The 20313-nt window shown below is 71.9% G+C and carries 2 protein-coding genes (1 of these 2 cut by a window edge); both read right to left on the bottom strand.

Annotated elements, in window-relative coordinates; genetic code table 11:
* Positions 1 to 28 precede the first annotated feature (28 nt).
* On the bottom strand, positions 29 to 17812 hold the full coding sequence (locus GOARA_RS18740) for a non-ribosomal peptide synthetase (RefSeq protein ID WP_007320513.1): 17784 nt from the start codon (positions 17810 to 17812) through the stop codon (positions 29 to 31).
* On the bottom strand, positions 17809 to 20313 hold the end of the coding sequence (locus tag GOARA_RS18735; RefSeq protein ID WP_007320512.1) for a non-ribosomal peptide synthetase. Its footprint extends 18294 nt past the window's final position; the window shows 2505 of its 20799 coding nt (coding positions 18295-20799); its start codon lies off the right edge, out of view; the stop codon is at positions 17809 to 17811. Before GOARA_RS18735 ends, GOARA_RS18740 begins: the two co-directional genes overlap by 4 nt.

Genomic DNA, 20313 nt, shown 5'->3' with positions numbered 1-20313 from the left:
CGAGGATCCATACAGTTCGATATCGGGGCTAGGTCGTGCGTCGTTTCACGTTGCTGCTTCGCCGTACTCGCGGCACGTCACGGTCCACGGCATCGAGCCCGCGCTGTAGCGCCGGTCCGACGACGGGGAGCGCATCGGCGTCGGCCATGCCGAGGTGGTGGGTGTCGACATCCACGTTAGCGATGCCACCGGTGACGTAGGGGCGCCAACTTGCCGCGACGGCGGCGGGATCGGGTTTGTCGGCGGTCGCGGTGAACACCTGCAGCGATCCGTCGAAGACGTCCGGCCGGTACTCGGCGCCGATCTGCGCGGAGTTGGCAAAGCTGTCCATCACGCGGTCCACCTGCCCCGCGTCGAGCAGCCCCATGCCGGCGATCTGCTGGCGAACCACGTCGGCGACCTCCTCCGGACTGCTCGCGGTGACGTCGTCGCCGAGGTCGAACAACTCGCGCCAGCCACCGAGGAGGTCGGCGGCGTCCGCCTCGGTGTGCGCGTCGACCTCCGGCGAGCCGTCGGTCGCGACATCGCCCCCGAGGGCGATCGAGTCCATCAGCCCCAGGTAGGCGACCGACTCCCCTGCGCGCTGCAACTCGACGGCGACGGCGTGGGCCAGATAGCCGCCGATCGACCAGCCGAGCAGGTGATAGGGCCCGTGGGGCGCCACGGCACGGATCTCCCGGGCGTAGCGGGCCGCCAGCTCCTCGACCGACGAGGCCTCCGGTTCGTCGAGGACGACATGCGGATCCTGCAGCCCGTAGATCGGCCGGTCCTCGATGTAGGGGGCGAATCCGCCGTAGAACCACGCCAACCCGCCGGCCGGGTGGATGCAGAAGATCGGCGGCCGGGAACCGTCGGCGCGCAGCGTGATCAGCACGTCGTTGGCGACCCCGGCAGCGCCGGTGAGTGCCGCGGCCACGCCGCGCGGCGTCGGATCGGCGAACAGCGTCGCCAGGGCGATGTCGGCGTCGGTCCGTTCCCGCAGCGCGCCGACCACCCGCGTCGCCGAGAGGGAGTTGCCGCCGGCGTCGAAGAAGCTCTGGACGACGCTGACCCGGTCGACGTCCAGCACCTCGGCGAACACGTCGGCGACGAGACGCTCGGTGGCATTGGCCGGCGCCTCGTAGCCCTCGGCGTCGTCCGGGAACTCCGGTATCGGCAGCCGTCGGCGATCCAGTTTGCCGATCACGGTAAGCGGGAGTTCATCGACGGTGACCAGCGCCGCCGGGACCATGTACGCCGGCAGACGCCGGCGCAGCGCGTCGAGCACCGCGCCGGTGTCGATCGTCGCGACGGTCTCGGGTACGAGGTACCCGACCAGTCGATCGCGGCCGTGCCGGTCGGCCACGCCGATGGTCACCGCCGACGAGATGCCGGGCTGGTCGGCCAGGGCCGCATCGATCTCCCCGAGTTCGACGCGTTGCCCGTTGATCTTCACCTGGTGGTCCGAGCGGCCGACGAACTCGAGCTGGGCCGGTTCGCCGACCCACCGCACGAGATCGCCCGTGCGGTACATCCGCTCGCCCGACCCGTCGGCGGCGTAGGGGTTGGCGACGAAGCGCGCCGCGGTGAGTCCGTGCTGGCCGTGATAGCCGCGCGCCAGCTTGTCACCGCACAGATACAGTTCGCCGACGACGCCGCGGCCGACCGGCCGTAGCCGCTCGTCGAGCACCAGGGCCGCCATGCCCGGAACCGGCCGGCCGATCCGGATGGGCTCGCCCGGGGCCAGGACCGCACCGGTCGCCGAGACGGTGGTCTCGGTGGGCCCGTAGCCGTTGAACATCTCACGGTCGGACGAGTCGGCCCATCGCGATACGACCTCGGGGGCCACCGCTTCACCAGCGGTGCCGAGATGCCGCAGCGAGACCACCCGGGCCGGATCCATCGTCGCCAGCACCGCCGGCGTGATCACCGCATGGGTAACGCCGTGCTCGACGATGACGTCGACCAGGGCATCGCCCGCGTAGACGTCGGCCGGTGCGACGACGAGGGTGAGCCCGAGCCCGAAGGCGGCGAACAGCTCGAAGAACGCGCCGTCGAAGCCGATGGCGGCGACCGCCAGGACGCGAGTATCGCCAGCCCCCGGCGATATCGATTCGGCCCGCTCGCCAGCTCCCGGTGCCGCCCCGGTCCACTCGCGATGCTGCTGGCTCAGCCTGGCCAGGCCGCGCTGACTCACGGCCACGGCCTTGGGCAGGCCGGTGGAGCCCGACGTGTAGACGAGATAGGCGAGCGAATCGACGTCCAGTCGGCCGCGCAGCTCGCCGCCGGCGACCGGCCCGTCGGAATGCCGCGCCAGCGCCCGCGGTGTGAGATCGGCCGAGGGGGTGATCGACGCGGTCGGCGCGGGGGCGAGGTCGCCGACGGTAACGATGCGATCCGCATCGGCGAAGTCGAACGCCGCCCGGTCGCGCGGGCGCACGACGATCAGCAGCGGGTTGGCATCGGCGACCATGTGGTGCAGGCGCTCGGGCGGGAGCGCGGGGTCCAGGGGCAGATAGGCGCCGCCCGCCTTGAGCACGGCCGTGATGAGCACCGCGGCCTCCAGCGAACGGGCCAGCCCGACGCCGACGACCGATTCTGGACCGGCCCCGCGTGCGATGAACTCGCGCGCCAAACGGTTGGTCAGTGCCTCGAAGGACGCGTAGTCGAGCGACCTGGTTCCCTCGATCACCGCCGGCCTCGCCGGGTCGAGCGTCCGGCGGGCGAAGATCTCGCGCGCGGTGGCCGGCTCGAGTCCACCGCGATCCCCGACCACCGGGACCAGCTCGGCCCGATCGGTCTCGTCGAGGACGTCCACGTCGGCTACGACGGCGGCCGGATCGTCGGTCATCGCGTCGAGCACGGTCAGGAACACGTCGCGGAATCCGGCGACGGTGACTTCGTCGAACAACGCCGTCGCATAGGTCAGCTCGCCGCGCAGCAGGCGGTCGGCGGCGGCGGGCGCCTCGGTGAACGCGGCATGGAGGTCGACCTTGGCGATCGGCGGCGCCTCGTCGATCACCTCGATCGACGACGGCCCCGTGGCGGTATCGTTCCGCACCTCCCCGGCGAGGTAGTTGATCCCGACCTGGAAAAGGGGCGCGTGCGCGGTGGATCGGTTCGGCGCCACGGCCTCGACCACCTGCTCGAAGGGCACGTCGGCGTGGCTGAACGCGTCCATCGCGACCTGGGCGACCTGACCGAGCAACTGTTCGGCGGTATCGGAGCCGCGGTGCTGGGTGCGCAACACGACCGTGTTGACGAACATGCCGATCAGCTCGTCCAGTTCGGCCTGGCCGCGACCGGCGACCGCCGCCCCGATCGCGACATCGTCGGTGCTCGCCAACCGCGAGACGGTCGCGGCCAGGGCGGCGTGCAGCACCATGAACGGCGTGGTTCCGGTGTGCCGCGCTATCCGGTGGACGGCCGCCGAGCGCCGCGGCCCGAACTCGAAGCGCAGCGCGGCACCGGACAGGTCGGCCACCGCCGGCCGACGCCGGTCGGCCGGGAGGTCGGTGACCTCCGGCAGCTCGGCGAGCTTCTCGGCCCAGTAGCGGGTCTGCCCGGCCAAAACCGAATCGTCGTCGGCCGGGTCGCCGAGCTGCTCGCGCTGCCAGATCGCATAGTCGGCGTACTGCACCGGCAGCGGCGTCCAACCCGGCTCCGACCCGCCGGTCCGTGCGACGTAGGCGGCGATCAGGTCTCTGGTGAAGACGGGCATCGACTCGGCATCGGAGGCGATGTGGTGGACGACGATCATCACGACGTGACCGTCGACATCGGCGGCGACGCGCGCTCGGATGGGCAGATCGACGGTCACGTCGAAGCCGCGGGAGCCCAGCTCCAGCGCCTCACCCGCCGACGCGACCACTGCCCAGTCGAGCTGGGAACGGGCCGTGCCGGCGTCGAGCACGCGCTGAACCGGTGCTCCGTCGACGGTCGGATAGACGGTCCGCAGCACCTCGTGGCGGGTGACGACGTCGCCGAGCGCGGCGTGCAGTGCGTCGGTGTCCACACCGCCGCGCACCCGCAGGGCCACCGGGATGTTGTAGGCCGGAGACGAGGTGTCGAACTGGTTGAGGAACCACATCCGCTGTTGCGCGTAGGCCAGCGGGACGAGTTCCGGTCGTGTCCCGGCCACCAGCGGGCCGCGCGCGATCGCACCCCCCGAACGGGCGGCGAGGTCGCGGACGGTGGGCGCCTCGAAAACGTCGCGCACGGTGACGCCGGTGTCGAGCGCCTCGGAGACGCGGGCCGCCACGCGCGTGGCCGACAGCGAGTTGCCGCCGATGTCGAAGAAGGAGTCGGTCGCGCCGACCTCGTCGACGCCGAGCACTTCGGCGAAGATCGCGGCGACGATCTCCTCGCGCGGTCCGACGGCCTCCACCGCCGCCGTCGGCAACGCCTCGGGCTTCGGCAGTGCCCGCCGGTCCAGTTTGCCGTTCGCCGTCAGCGGCAGCGCCGTGAGCGCGACGATCGCCGACGGGACCATGTAGGCGGGCAGCAGCCGCGCGGCGGCCTCGCGCACCGCTGCCGCGTCGACCGTGCCGTCGTCGGTGACGACGTATCCGACGAGCATCTCCCCGGCGCCCTCGCCGCTGATCACGACCGCGGCGTCGCGCACCGTTCCGACCGTGAGCAGCGCGGAGCGCACCTCCCCGAGTTCGATGCGGAAGCCGCGCAGCTGGACCTGCGAGTCGCCGCGGCCGAGGTACTCGATGTCGCCGCGTACCCGGCGTGCGAGGTCGCCGGTCCGGTAGAGGCGGCTGCCCACGGGGCCGAACGGGTTGGCCACGAATCGGGTGCCGGTGAGTCCCGGGCGGCCCAGATACCCCTGGGCGAGTTGCCCTCCGGCGACGTACATCTCGCCGACGACGCCGTCGGGGACCGGCTGCAGCCGGTCGTCGAGGATGTGGATGGCCAATGAGCGCAACGGCCGGCCGATGAGGCTGGCCTCCCCGCCGGTGACCGTCGCGGCGTCGAGCGGCCGGTAACTGACGTGCACGGTGGTCTCGGTGATCCCGTACATGTTGACCAGCGTCGCCGTATCGGCCGGGTTGTCGTCGAACCACTGGCGAACCAGGTCGAAGGGCAACTCCTCGCCGCCGAACACGACATGGCGCAGGGACAGCTCCGCCGGCCGTCGCCTACGGGCGAGCGCGAGCTGGGCGAACGCCGACGGTGTCTGGCTGAGGACGGTGACCGACTCGGCGGCCAGCAACTCCAGGAATTCGTCGGGCGAGCGGGCGACGTCGCGGTCGACGACGACGACCGATCCGCCGGTCAGTAGGGGGCCGAACATCTCCCACACCGAGAAGTCGAAGGCGTACGAGTGGAACATCGTCCATACGTCGTCGGAGGCGAACCCGAAGTCGGCCTGCGCGGTGTCCAGCAGGACGAGCACGTCACGATGGGTCACCTCGACGCCCTTGGGCTGGCCGGTCGATCCGGACGTGTAGATCACGTAGGCGCGGGCCGCCGACGGCAGCGCGACCGGATCCGGGAGCGGTGAGGCGTCCAGCAGCTCGTCCACGCGCAGCACGGCGACCGAACCCGGCATCGTCGACCACACCGGCAGGTCGGCGGTGTGCTCGTCCACGACGACAGCGCGCGGGTGCGCGTCGTCGACGATGTAGCGCAGCCGCTCGACCGGATTGGTCGTGTCCAACGGCAGGTAGGCGGCACCCGCTTTGAGAATCCCGAGGATCGTTGCTACCAGGTCGGTCGACCGCGACGTCGCGACGCCGACGAGGTCCCCCGGACGTGTGCCGCGCTCGACCAGGGCGGCGGCGATGGCGCTCGATGCCCGGTCGAGGTCGCGGTAGCGGAGTTCGGACGCACCGGCCCGCACCGCGGTCGCCGACGGGTTCGCGGCGACCGCCGCGGCGAATCGTTCGACCAGTGAGGAGTCGGCGTGCTCGGTGTCGGCGACCGGCGCCGTCTGCGCCGCCAGGTGCGCGCGCTCGGCGTCGGTGAGGATGAGGTGGTCGCCGACCGCCGCGTGCGGCGAACGCACCAGGGCCCCGAGCAGCGCGGTGAAGCGGCCGGCGATGGCGGCGGCCGTCTGCTCGTTGAAGAGGTCTGTCGCGTAGATCAATTGGCCCGCGTAGCCGTCGGTGCGCGCATCGACCGACAGTGCGAAGTTCAGGTCAACCTTGGCCGCGGTCGCGCCCGGATCGACGCCCCGGACCCGCAGCCCGCCCAGGTCGACGTCGACCGGATCGTTCTGCTCGAACGTGAAGAACACCTGGGTCAGCGGAGCGAAGGATTCCGAACGCACCGGGTTGAGTGCCTCGACGACGTGCTCGAACGGGACGTCGGCGTGTGACAAGGCGTCGACCACGACGCCCGACGCCTGGTCGACCAGCGCGTCGAAGGAGTCCCACGACTCGACTTCGGCCCGCAGCACGAGGGTGTTGACGAACATGCCGACCAGGGGTTCGAGTTCCCGCTGGCCGCGACCGGCCACCGGTATGCCGATCGCGACGTCGCTGGTACCCGACAGTCGGGCGACCAGCGCCGACACCGCCGCCTGGGTCACGGCGAACTCGGTGGTGCCGTGTGCCGCCGCGAGCTGGCGCGCCGCGGCGCGCACCTGGGCGTCGACGGTGAAGTCGACGGCCGCCCCGCGCATGCTGGCGACGGCCGGGCGGCGCCGGTCGGTCGGCAGGGTGATCACGTCGGGCAGTCCCGCGAGTTGGCCGGTCCAGTGCGCCAGCTGCTGGGCGGCCCGCGATTCGGGGTCGTCCGGGTCGCCCAGCACCCGTTGCTGCCACAGCGAGTAGTCGACGTAGTCGACCGGCAAGGGCGCGAAATCCGGCGACCGCCCGGCGGACCGGGCAAGGTAGGCGCGCACCAGGTCGTCGAGCAGCGGCGTCAGCGACTGACCGTCGGCGGCGATGTGGTGCAGCACCAGCACGACGATGTGATCGGTGGGCGCCAGCTCGATGACCGCGCCACGGATCGGAAGATCGGTCGAGACGTCGAATCCCCTGGTCACGATGTCGGCAGCGGTGGCGGTCGCCTCGTCGGGACTCGATGCGGCCAGCTCCAGCCAGTCCAGTTCGCCTGCCGCCCGCGCGGGATCGGCGATAACCGCGACGACCTCCCCGTCGGCGGTCTGGACGAAGCGGGTCCGCAGTGTTTCCTGGCGCGCCATCACGTCGGCCACGGCGGCGCGCATCGCGGCGACGTCCAGCCCTGCGCCCCCGGCGTCCGCGGTCAGGCGCACCGCCAACGGCACGTTGTAGCCCGCGGACGCACCGGGCGAGAACTGGTTGATGAACCACATCCGCCGCTGCGCGAACGACAGCGGGAGGGCGGGCGGGCGCGACTGGACCCGGGTCACCGTCGGCAGCGCCGCTTCGGTCGCCCGGGCGACCCGGGCGGCCAGCTCCCCGACCGTCGGCGCCTCGAAGACGTCCCTGACCCCGATCTCGACGCCGAGGACTTCGCCGACGCGCGACACCAGGCGCGTCGCCGACAACGAGTTGCCGCCCAGGTCGAAGAAGGAATCGGTCGATCCGACGCGGCTGACGCCGAGAAGGTCGGCGTACACGGCGGCGATCGCCTGCTCGGCCGTCGTCTGCGGTACGACGTGCTCGTCGGCCGCGGCGAACACCGGTGCGGGCAGCGCGGCGGTGTCCAGCTTGCCGACGGGGGTCATGGGCAACTCGTCGATGACGGTGATCGACGAGGGCACCATGTAGGCCGGCAGTCCGGCCGCGATCTCGGACCGGATGTCGTTCGGATCCAGGCCGGCCCCGCGCTCGGGTACGACATAGGCGGCCAGGGCCGTGACCCCGGTGCTTTCGCCCGTCGACTGCACACCCGTGTCGTTCACTCCCAGGACGACCGCGGCGGCGACCCCGGTGGCGCCGGTGAGTGCCGTCTCGATCTCGCCGACCTCGATCCGCAGGCCGCGCAACTTCACCTGGTGATCGCTGCGGCCGACGTAGTCGAGGATCAGCGCGCCGTCGTGATCGCGCATCCAGCGGACCACGTCGCCGGTCCGGTACATGCGCCGGCCCGCCCCACCGTGCGGGTCCGCGACGAACCGCTCGGCGGTCAGTGCGGATCGGCCGAGGTAGCCGCGGGCGAGACCGGGGCCCGACAGATACAGTTCTCCGCTCACGCCGACCGGGACCGGCATCAGCGAGGAATCCAGCACCAACAGCTCGACCCCGAGCACCGGGGCACCCAGCGGCACCCGCTCATCGGCCGCCCGCAGCGGTGCCGACAGCGTCGCGGCGATCGTCGCCTCGGTCGGCCCGTAGAGGTTCCGCAGCTCCAGGTGCGGGGCCCAGCGGTTGACCAGCGACTTCGAAATCGCCTCGCCGCCGGCGTAGAGCACTCGAAGCGAACCGGTGTTCGCCGGGTCCAACGAGGCGAGCACCGACGGAGTCAGGAACCCGTACTCGACGCGGTTGTCGACGATCCACCGCTCCAGTTCGGAACCGCCGACGACGGGGCCCGGTCGGTACATGAGGGTGGCCCGCGCGGTCGTGGCCACGAGGTAGTCGAAGACCGACACGTCGAAACTCGGCGAGACGAAGCCCAGCACCCGCGCGGCGCGGGGCACCGAGACGTCGCGGGCCGCGGCGGCGGCGAGGTTCGCGATGCCGGCGTGGCTCACCGCGACGCCCTTGGGCTTGCCGGTCGAGCCGGACGTGTAGATCACGTAGGCGAGGTTCTCGGCGGTGACCGGCCGCACTCGCTCGGCCGGGGCGATCGCCGACGACGACAGCCCGGCCAGCTCGCCGTCGAGTTCCGCGCCGAAGCGGACCCACCGGCACTCGCCGGCGTCTCCGTTGTCGTCGAGTCCGGCGGCGATCAGCCCGACGCGGGCGCCGCTGTCGTCGACCATGGTGCTGCGCCGCTGCGCCGGATAGTCCGGGTCGATCGGGACGTATCCGGCACCGGTCTTCGCCACCGCCCACACCGCGACCAGGAGTTCGGCCGATCGGGGGATCGCCAAGGCGACCAGGTCGTCCGCCCCGACGCCGCGACCGATCAGCCACCGCGCCAGCCGGTTGGAACGCTCGTCGATCTCGCCGTACGTCAACCGCTGCCCGTCTCCGTCGACGACGGCGAGCACGTCGGGCGCCTCTGCCGCCGCAGCGGCGAACAAGTCGGCCAAAACCACCGGCGCCACGCCCTGACCCGACCGCATGGGCAGCAGTTCGGCGCGCTCGGCGGCGTTGAGCAACGGTGCCGATCCGACGGGCCGTTCCGGCGATGCGGTGAAGCCAGCGAGGAGCGCTTCCAACCGGGCCGCGAACGCGGCGACGGTCTCGGCGGTGAACAGGTCGGTCGCGTACTCGATGCTCCCCCGCCACGGCTGGCCGTCTCGCGGATCGGTGACCACGCCGACGAGCAGGTCGACCTTCGCCGGCACCTCCCCCACGTCCAGCGGCGACAGCGACAGGCCGCCGGCCGTCTCGTCGCCCGGCTGGGGGCCGGCACCTTCTTCGACAGTCAGGAGGACTTGCGCGAACGGCGCGAACGCCTCCGAGCGGACCGGCGCCAGCTCGGTGACCAGGTACTCGAACGGAAGATGTGCGTGGGCGAACGCGTCGAGGTCGACGCGCCGCACCTCATCGACCAGTTCGGCGAAGCTCGCGCGCGGGTCGACCTCGGTGCGCAACACGAGCGTGTTGACGAACATGCCGACCACGTCGTCGAGTTCGCGCCGTCCCCGGCCGGCGATCGGGGTGCCGACGGCGACGTCGTCGGTGCCGGCCAATCGCGCGAGCAGCGCCGCCAGCGCGGCGTGCACGACCATGAACGGCGTCACCCGGTGCTCCCGGGCGAACCGGGTGACCGCGCCGGCGGTCGCGGCGGACAGCTCGAAATCGGTCCGGGCCCCGCGCATCGACGCGACCGGCGGGCGGGCGAAGTCGGTCGGCAGTTCCAGCAGATCCGGCGCCGCCTCGAGTGTTTTGCGCCAGAACTCCAGTTCCGCGCCGAGCACCGAGCCGGGATCGTCCGCGGCCCCCAGGACTTGTTCCTCCCACACGGCGACGTCGGCAACCTGGACCGGCAACGGCGACCACGTCGGCGCGGTGCCGGCGGCCCGGGCGAGGTAGGCGCCGATCAGGTCGCGCGCCAGCACCTGGCCGGCATGCCCGTCGCCCGCGATGTGGTGCACCACGACCAGCAGGACGTGTTCCGTGGCCGCCACCTGCCGCAGCCGGATCCGGATGGGCAGTTCCTCGGCGAGGTCGAAGCCGGTGCCGGCCGCGGTCGCCAGGGCTTCGTCATCCTCGACGACGCCCCAGTCGACCAGGTCGGCGGCGTCGTCGGCCGGCAACACGAGTTGGTAGGGCACGCCGTCGTGATCGGGGAACAGCGTGCGCAGCACTTCGTGCCGCGCCATGACGTCGTCGACGGCCGCCCGCAGCGCGTCGAGGTCCAGGTCTCCGCCGATCCTCAGCCCGATCGGAATGTTGTAGGTCGGCAGCGTCGGATCGAAGCGGTTGATGAACCACATCCGCCGTTGCGCGTTCGTCAGTGGGATGCGGTGCGGGCGGTGCTCGACCGCGGTCACCGGCGGCAGGGCCACCGGTGCGCCGCCGGCCATCCTGGCGACCAGGTCGCGGACCGTCGGCGCCTCGAAGACGTCGCGCACCGCGATGTCGGCACCGAGCGCGTCGCCGGCCCGCGCGGCCAGTTTGGTCGCCGAGAGCGAGTTGCCGCCCAGATCGAAGAACGATTCGGTGACGCTGACCCGCTCGACGCCCAGGACCTCGGCGAAGACGCCGGCCACCGCCGTCTCGTCGGGCGACGCGGGAGTGACGAACTCCGCGGCGACCGTCTCGAAATCCGGGGCGGGAAGCGCGTTGCGGTCCAGCTTTCCGGCCGTGTTCAGCACGACGTCGTCGAGTGCGACCCATACCGTCGGCACCATGTAGGACGGCAGCGACGCGGCCACAGAGGCCTTGACCGCCTCTGTGTCGACGGCCGGACCGCCGGCCGAGCTCACGTAGCCGACCAGGTGCTCGGTGCCGCCCGGGCCGGGGACCACCGTCGCGGCCGCGTGCACCACGCCGGGTGCCGCCGCGATCACCGACTCGATCTCGCCCAGCTCGATGCGCTGCCCGCGCAGCTTCACCTGGAAGTCGGTCCGGCCCAGGTATTCGAGTTCGCCGTGTCGAATGGGCCCGCTCGCTTCGCTCCCGGCGCCCGCGGTGTTCCATCGCACCAGATCGCCGGTGCGATACATCCGCTCGCCGGGCGCGCCGTATGGATTGGCGACGAAGCGCTCGGCGCTCAGGTCGCCGCGCGCCGCGTAGCCGCGGGCCAGTTGCACGCCGCCCAGGTACAGCTCGCCGGGAACGCCCGCCGGCACCGGCCGCAGCCGGGCATCCAGCACGAGGGCGGTCGAGTTCCACACCGGCTTGCCGATCGGGATGGCATCGCCGACCTCGCCGATCTTGGAGTAGGTGATCTCAACGGCGGCCTCGGTCGGGCCGTAGAGGTTCCAGAGGTCGACGTCGAGACGGTCGAGGACCTCCGCGGCCACGGCGGGCGGCAGCGCCTCGCCCGTCGCCGACACGTGGCGCAGGTCGGTCAGCCGAGCCATCTGCTCGTCGTCGACGACGTCGAGGAAGACCGCGAGCATCGACGGGACGAAGTGCACCGAGGTCACCCGCTCGGTCGCGATGAGGTCGGCCAGATAGCGCGGGTCGGCATGTCCGCCCGGGCGCGCGACGACGAGGGTGGCGCCGACGAGGAAGGGGGCGAACAGCTCGGTCACCGAACAGTCGAAGGTGTAGGGCGTCTTCTGCACGATCACGTCGTCGGCGTTCCACGCGATCTCGTCCAGCCCCCACCACAGGCGGTTGAGCACCGCGCGGTGGCTCAGCGTCACGCCCTTGGGCCGGCCGGTCGATCCCGAGGTGAACAGCGTGTACACGGCGTGGTCCGGTCGCAGCGGCGCACGGCGTTCGGCGTCGACGACCGGGGCGGCGGGGGCGGTGGCCGCGGTGGCGTCGAGCGGGTGGACGCGGGCTCCGCCCGCCGCGGCTGCCCTCGCGACGGGATGCGTCGTGTCGTCGGGCCGCACCAGCAGCAGTTTCGCGTCGACGGTGTCGAGCATGTACTCGACCCGCTCGGCCGGCGCCGTCGTGTCGATCGGCACGTACTGGCCGCCGGCGGCGATCACCCCGTGCAGCGCGACGAGCATCTCCACCGAACGCGGCATGCACACGGCCACCGCGTCCTCGGGCCCGACGCCGAGTGCGATCAACTCGCGGGCCAGGGTGTTCACCCGCGTCGAGAACTCGCCGTAGGAGACCGTTCGCCCCTCGAAGACCAGCGCGGTCGAATCGGGGGCGGCCGCGGCGCGCGCGGCCAGAATCTCGGGGATGAGGTCGTCCGCGACTTCCCGGTCCTCCCCGCGCGACCAGCGCTCGATCTCACTGCGCTCGGTGTCGTCGAGGACCGGCAGGTCGCCGACGGGCAGGTGAGGCTTCGCGACCAGTCCGGCGAGGAGGTCGACGAAGCGCCGCGCCAATCGCTGCGCGGTCTCGTCGTCGTACAGGTCGGTCGCATACGGCAGCTGCCCGGTCCAGCCGCCGGCACCGTCGGGCGCCAAAACGAAGGTCAGGTCGTTCTGCACGGCGGTGACCGGCGGGCGAACCGGTTCGACGACCAGTCCGGCGACGCCGCCCGCCCCGTCGCTGCCGGCGGCGAAGTTCTGGAAGGCGAGCTGGATCTGGAACAGCGGCGTGTGCGCCTCGGTCCGCGTCGGCGCGAGCGCCTCCACCAGGTATTCGAACGGCACCTCGGAGTTGTCCAGGGCCGCCGAATCCACCGCCCGCACGGCGCGCACCAGTTCCTCGCCGTCGCCGGCGAGATCGACCGGCGTGCGCAGGACCAGGGTGTTGACGAACATGCCGACGGTGCCCGCGGTCTCCGGGTCGCCGCGCCCGGCGACGGGGGTGCCGACCACGACGTCGGCGGTGCCGGCCAGCCGGGCGATGAGGGCGGCGAGCGCGGCGTGCACGACCATGAAGTCGGTGGCTCCGGTCGAGCGCGCGACGTCGCGCACTCCGTCGACGACCTCGGGCGGCACCGTGAAGTAGGTCGTGTCGCCGGCCATCGACGCCACCGGCGGACGGGCGCGGTCGCCGGGAATCTCGGTGACCTCGGGCAGACCGGACAGCGCGTCGAGCCAGTAGGCGTACTGCTTCGCCAACTCCGACTGCGGGTCGTCGAGTGAGCCGAGACGTTCGCGCTGGCGCAGCGCGACATCGGCGAACTGGACGGGCAGCGGCTGCCACTGCGGCGCCGTGCCCGCGGCCCGCGCCGCGTACGCGGTCATCACTTCGGTGCCGATCAGCCCCAGGGAGACACCGTCGGCGGCGATGTGGTGGACGACGGCCGCCAGCACCTGTTCGCCGCCCTCCGGCGCGGCGAACACCGCGATGCGGATGGGGATGTCACGGGTGACGTCGAAGGTCTGGCCGCAGAGGGCCGCCGTCGCGGCGATCGGATCGGCGACCGTGTGCCGGGCGTACCCGACCTCGGCCGCTGCGGTGTCGGCGTCGACGATCTCCTGACGCGCGCCGCCGTCGTCGGTCGCCGGGTAGCGGGTTCGCAGCACCTCGTGACGCTCGAGGACGTCGTGCACGGCCGCCGCCATGGCGGCGTCGTCGAGCGGCCCGAGCAGGCGCATGGCGAGCGGCAGGTTGAAGGCCGTCGTATCGGGGTCGAAGGTGTTGAGGAACCACATCCGCTGCTGGGCCAGCGAGAGCGGGAGTTCGGCGGACCGTTCGGCGACGGGCTGATCGTCGCGACCGGCGGACCCGTCCAGATCGAGGAGTGCGGCGAGAGCTGCCGGCGTCGGCGACTCGAACAGGACGCGCACCCCGACGCGGGTGCCGGTCAGTGCCGACAGGCGTCCAGCCAACTGGGTGGCGGTGAGCGAGTTGCCGCCGAGATCGAAGAAGTCGGCATCGGCGCTGACCTCGTCGAGGCCGAGCAGGTCGGCGAAGGTATCGGCGATCGCCGCCTCGGCCGGCGTCGACGGTGCGCGGAACGCCGCTTCGGCGGCGAACTCGGGTGACGGCAGCGCGTTGCGGTCCAGCTTTCCGGCCGTGTTGAGCACGATGTCGTCCAGCGGCACCCACAGCGTCGGCCGCATGTACTCCGGCAGCGCGTCGGCCACGGCAGCCTTGACGGTCCCCTCGTCGGCGCTCGCGGGGGCGTAGTAGCCGACCAGGTGCTCGGCGCCGCCGGGTGCGCTGACCACGGTGGCCGCGGCGTGCACCACCCCGGGTGCCCCGGCGATCGCCGATTCGATCTCGCCCAGTTCGATGCGCTGCCCCCGCAGCTTCACCTGGAAGTCCGTGCGGCCGAGGTACTCGAGGCGGTCGGCGGCCGAATCGTCGCCGGGAAGAATGCGCACCAGGTCGCCGGTGCGGTACAGCAGCGACCCCGGAGGTGTCGATTCCCCCGACGGCGTCGTCGTCCCGGCGAATGGATCGGCCACGAACCGCTCAGCGGTCAGATCTGGGCGGGCGGCATAGCCGCGGGCCAGCTGGACCCCGCCCAGATACAGTTCGCCGGGCATCCCCGGCGGGACCGGCCGCAGCTGCTCGTCGAGGACGTACGCCGTCGAGTTCCACACCGGCACACCGATGCCGATGCGATCGCCGACCGTCTCGACGGGTTCATAGGTGATTTCGATCGCCGCTTCGGTCGGCCCGTACAGGTTGTAGAACCGTGCCCCGGGGATCAGTTCGCGGGTGCGCGCGGCGACCGCGGGCGGCAGCGCCTCGCCGGTCGTGTAGATCCAGCGCAGACTCGCCAGCCCGTCGCGTACGCCGGGCACTCCCCCGACGATGTCGTTGAAGACCGAGAGCATCGACGGCACGAAGTGCATCGACGTCGCTCCGGTCGTGGCGACGAGGTCGGCGAGGTAGAGCGGATCGGCGTGTCCGCCGGGCTTCGCGATGACCAGCGCGGCCCCCACCAGGAACGGCGCGAACAGTTCGGGCACCGAGCAATCGAAGGTGTAGGGGGTCTTCTGCACGACGATGTCGTCGGCGCCCCACCCGAACTCGTCGTTGCCCCACAGCAGCCGGTTGACGACGGCCTCGTGCGACAGCGTCACGCCCTTGGGCCGGCCCGTCGAGCCGGAGGTGAACAGCGTGTACGCCGCGTGCGCCGGCCTCAGCGGGCTCCGGCGGTCGACGTCGGCGATCGGTGTATCCGCGGCCGCCTCGTCGACCGGCTCCCGCGCGTCCACGACCACCGTGCGCGCCGACGTTCCGCGCAGCGGTTCGATGTCCGCGTCGGTCGCCAGCGCCAGGGCCACGCCCGCCGTGTCGAGCATGTACTGGGTTCTTTCGGGGGGCGCTTCGGTGTCGATCGGCACGTATTGGCCACCGGCGGCCACGATGGCGTGCAGCGCGATCAACATCTCGACCGAACGCGGCATGCACACCGCGACCGCATCCTCCGGACCGACGCCGAGCGCGATCAGCTCACGGGCCAGGGTGTTCACCCGGGCCGCGAACTCGCGGTAGGTCACCTCTCGGTCGCCGAACCGCAGCGCCACGGCCGTCGGGGTTTTGGCCGCCTGCGCGGCGAGTCCGTCGGGCAGCGTGTCCCGCGAGATCTCCACCACGGGCCCGACGGCACGGTCCAGCGCCTCGCGGCGCAGCCCCTCCGACGCCGGGTCGATATCGCGCAGGCGCCGGTCCGGGTCGGCGACCATGGTCCGCAGGATCTCGAAGTAGACCTCGGCGAAGGCCCGGATCTGAGCGGCGCTGAACTCGCCCGGCAGGTACTTGAACGTGACGGCGACGTCGTCTGCGGCAACCGTTTCGTTCTGCTCGCCCGGCTCCCGACCCTGGATCGGCGCGGTGTAGAGGTTCAGCGGATAGTGCGTGGCGTCGACCATGTCGATGTCGCGCACGGCGAGGCCGTCGCCGGCCGGGGCCGCGTTCTCGAGGCTCTCGGCGTCGATCGGGTAGGACTCGTGCAGGGTCAGGGTGTCGAAGAGCACCTGCTCGCCGACGGCGCCAGCGATCTCGGCGAGGCTCACGTGCTGGTGGTCGAGGACGTCGACCTTCGCGCGCTGCATGCCGTCGACCAGCTCGGTGACGGTCTGATCGGGGTCGACGGTGACCGCGACCGGCAGCGTGTTGATGAACAGGCCGATCATCGTCTCGACCCCGTCGAGCTGCGCGGGCCGGCCGGAGACGGTCTCGCCGAAGCAGACGGTCGTGTTGCCGGTCAGCCGCGACAGGAACACCGCCCAGGCCGCCTGGAGAACCGTGCTGACGGTGACCTGCCGCTCGCGTCCCATCGCGGCGAGCCGTGCGGTCAGCTCCGGCCCGAGGTGCGAGCGCTCCTGCTCGGGCAAACCGTCGCGGTCGACTCCCGCACCGGTGCCCACGAGGGTCGGGCCGTCGAGTCCGGCCAGCGCGGTGCGCCATGCGGCGATACTCGTCGCCTGGTCGGTCGCGGCGATCTGCGCGAGATAGTCCGCGAAGTCGCCCTGCGCCCCCGGCCGCACATCGGCGCCGGGGATGGCCGGCCCGCCGGTCGCGTAGTAGCTCAGCAGGTCGGCCAGGACCAGCGGCCCCGACCAGCCGTCGAACAGGATGTGGTGGTTGGTCACCACGAGGCTGTCGCTCCCGGTGCCGCGCGCCAGGACGAATCTGATGACCGGCGGAGCGGCGAGATCGAACGGCCGTAGACGTTCCGCGCCGGCCAGCGCGTCCAGGGCGTCCGGATCGTCGGAAACGTCGCGGACCTCGACCGGCGGATCGACCTCGGACGGGATGACGGCGACCACCGTCCCGCTCGCCGCACGGACGAAGCCGGCCCGCAACGCGCGGTGGCGGGCGAGCACGTTGGCGATCGCCGAGCGCAACCGCGCCTCGTCGACCTTGCCCTCGAAACCGATGACCGCTTGCGTGGCGTAGACGTCGAGCCCGTCGGTCTCGTCGGCGACCAACTCGTGCTGGAAGTACAGGCCGCGCTGCAACGGCGACAACGACCAGACGGCCGCGCCCGGGTAACGCGCGGCCAGATCGTCGAGGTCGGCTTGGGTGATCTGCGCGCCCGGGACGTCCGACGGGCTCAGACCGACATCGCCAGCAGCCACGGACTCGACGATCGCTCGCAGCTCGTCGACCCAGCGTCGTCCGAGGTCTGCCGCCTCGTCCTCGTCGAGGACGGCGGGGTCGTAGCCGACATCGGCCGCCAGCTCTCGTCCACCGTCGCTCGCGACCGTGCTCACATTGACGGTCAACGCGTTGGCCGGGCGCATGCGCGCGCTGAGCGACGGGGGCAGCACCGGCCCGTCGGCGGCGGGGAGGAGTTCGTCAGCGAGATCCGGCGCGGTGTCGGCTCCGGCGGCCGCACCCGCGCCGAAGAAGTTGAACCCGATGCTCGGCAACGGCCGTTGCCGCAGCGGCGAATCCGCGCCGTAGCGCAGGACGCCGAATCCGGCACCGGCGTCGGGCTGACCGGCGAGTTCCTCCTTCGCCGCCTTCACCGCGTGGACCGCATCGTCGGCTGGATCGAGGAGCACCGGCGCGATGGTGGTGAACCACCCGACCGTGCGGGTGAGGTCGGCGCGACCCTCGCTGTGCGCGATCACCGCGTCGTCGCGCCCGTGGCGCTCGACCTGCACCGAGACCGGACGGTCGTCGACGATTCCGGCATCGCGCTGATAGCCGCGCACCGCGCGGGCCAGGGCCGCCAGCATGATCTCGGTGCTGCCCGTCGCGAAAGCCTCGGGAGCCGTGCCCAGCACGGCTTCGGTCACGTCCGCGGGCACCCGGATGTGCACCGTCCGCGCCGCGCTCATCGTCGGCCCCCCAAGTCAGTCGGTGTTTCCGGCAGTCGGTCCAGCCAGTAGCCGAGTTCGTCGGCACGCGCGGATGCCTCCTCGGCCACCGCGGTGAACCAGCCGCGCACCGAGGTCGCCTCGCCGCGGAGCTCGATCGGCCGCCCGTCGCGGTACTGACCCCACGCGGTGGCCAGGTCCTCGAAGAGGATAGGCCACGACACCGCGTCGACGGCCAGGTGGTGGATGGCCAGCACGACGCGTCCGTCGCCGCTCGGGTCGCGGAGCAGCACCGCCGCGACCAGCAGCCCGACTGTCGGATGCAGGTGGTCCAGCGCATCCGCGTGGGCCGAGCGTACGGCGTCGGCGAACGCTTCGCTCCCGACCGCGGAATCGACTACGCGATGCGAGGTCCACACGGCGTCGTCGGGTTCGGTCGACCCGGTTCGCAGGATCGCGGTGGCGAAGTCTTGGTCCAGCGTCGCGCTCAGCGCCGGATGGGTCTGCACGACCGCGGCCAGCACTGTCCGCAACCCCGACTCGTCGAGTCCTCGCGGCGCTCGCAGGACCATGGCCTGGGAGAAATCGGCGTAGTCACTCGGACCATCGGACTGCTCGATCATCCAGGCGACGATCGGCGGCAGCGGGACCTCGCCGTCGGCCCCGCCGGACGGTTCGGCCAGCGCCGCCACCGTCGCTTCCTCGGCGGCCGCCCGCGCCATCGCGCGCACGGTGCGGTACTCGAAGATTTCCCGCGGGGTCAGCGCCAGCCCGGCGGCCTTCGCGGCCGAGGCGAGCTGGATCGACATGATCGAGTCGCCGCCCAGCGCGAAGAAGGACTCGGTCACCGACACGTCGTCTCGCCCGAGCAGACCGGCCACGATTCCGGCCAGGGTGCGTTCCGCATCGGTGGCCGGCGCGACGAACTCGTTGGTCGTCCCACCGTCGGGCACCGGCAGGGCCTCCCGGTCGAGCTTGCCCGACGGGGTCAGCGGCAACTCCGGTATCTCGATCAGATGTGCGGGCACCATGTGGCCGGGCAGGCGGCGCGCCGCCGCTGCGGCGACGGAGTCGGTCTCCACCGAGGCGCTGCCGTCGCCGACGAGGTAGCCGACGAGACGCGTCGCCCCGCTCTCGTCGTCGACGCCCAGAACCACGGCCTGGCGCACGCCGGGCTGATCGGCGAGGACCGCCTCGATCTCGCCGAGTTCGACGCGCTGGCCGTTGATCTTTACCTGGTGGTCGGAGCGGCCGGCGAACTCGAGGTCGCCCGACGCCGTCATACGGACCAGGTCGCCGGTGGCGTACAGGCGGGACCCGCTCGCGTCACCCCCCGCGAAGGGGTTGGCGACGAAGCTGGTCGCGGTCAGACCCGGTCGTCCCAGATAGCCCCGGGCGAGGCCGTCGGCCTCCAGGTACAGCTCGCCGACCACGCCGGTCGGGACCGGATGCAGCCGCGCGTCTAGGACGTGGGCGGTGAAGCCGCCGATCGCGCGACCGATGGTCACCGGCTTTCCCGGGAGCAGGCGGCCCCTGGTGGCCCACACGGTCGTTTCCGACGGCCCGTAGAAGTTGAACAGCCGGCGTCCGCGCGCCGCCCAGCGCTCGACGAGTTCCGGCGGGCAGGCCTCGCCGGCCGTCGCCAGGTTGCGGACCGTCTCCGCCCGGCCCGGATCCAATGACGCGAGCACCGAGGGCGTGATCACCATGTCGGTGACCTCGCCGGCCTCGATGACCTCGTCGAGCGCAGGTCCCGCGTAGTCCTCGGCAGGTGCGATCACCAGCGTGTGCCCGGCGGCGACGGCCCAGATCATCTCGAAGAAGGAGGCGTCGAAACTCGGCGACGCGACGTGCAGCACGCGGGTATCCGGATCGTCGACGCGGCTGCCGGTCACCGCCCGGTGAGCGGCGACGAGGTCGGCGATGCCGGCGTTGCTGACCGCCACGGCCTTGGGCGTGCCGGTGGAGCCCGACGTGTAGATCAGGTACGCGAGGGTGTTCAGGTAGACCGAGCCGCGCCGATCTCCGTCGGCGACGGGGGCATCGCCCCCGCCGACGCTCGAATTCGGCCCGCTCGCTTCGCTTCCGGCGCCGGTGAGCAGCGCGGCCAGGTCGAGCCATTCACCGTCGGCGGCGTCGAGTGCTCCCTCCGCGGTGATGCCCAGCGCTGCGCGGCTGTCGTCGAGCATGTAGGCGATGCGCTGCTCGGGGTAGGCCGGGTCGATCGGCAGGTAGGCAGCGCCCGACTTGACGATCCCCCACACCGCGACGACGAAATCGATCGAGCGGACGATGCCGACGGCGACGACGTCCTCGGGACCGACCCCGCGGGCGATGAGAGCACGGGCGACGCGGTTCGTCCTGGACTCGAACTCGGCGTAGTCCAGCTGTGCGTCGCCGCAGATCAGCGCCGGATGCGACGGATCCAGGTCGCGGGAGGCAAGGATGTCGACGAGGGTGCCGGTTTCGCTCACCGGGTCTCGATACACCTGGCTCGCAGGCTCGCCAGGCACTCGACCTAC

This window comes from Gordonia araii NBRC 100433 (genome assembly GCF_000241265.1).
Lineage (GTDB): Bacteria > Actinomycetota > Actinomycetes > Mycobacteriales > Mycobacteriaceae > Gordonia > Gordonia araii.
The sequence above is the reverse complement of the archived record's forward strand: the minus strand, read 5'-3'. Positions and strand labels throughout refer to the sequence as shown.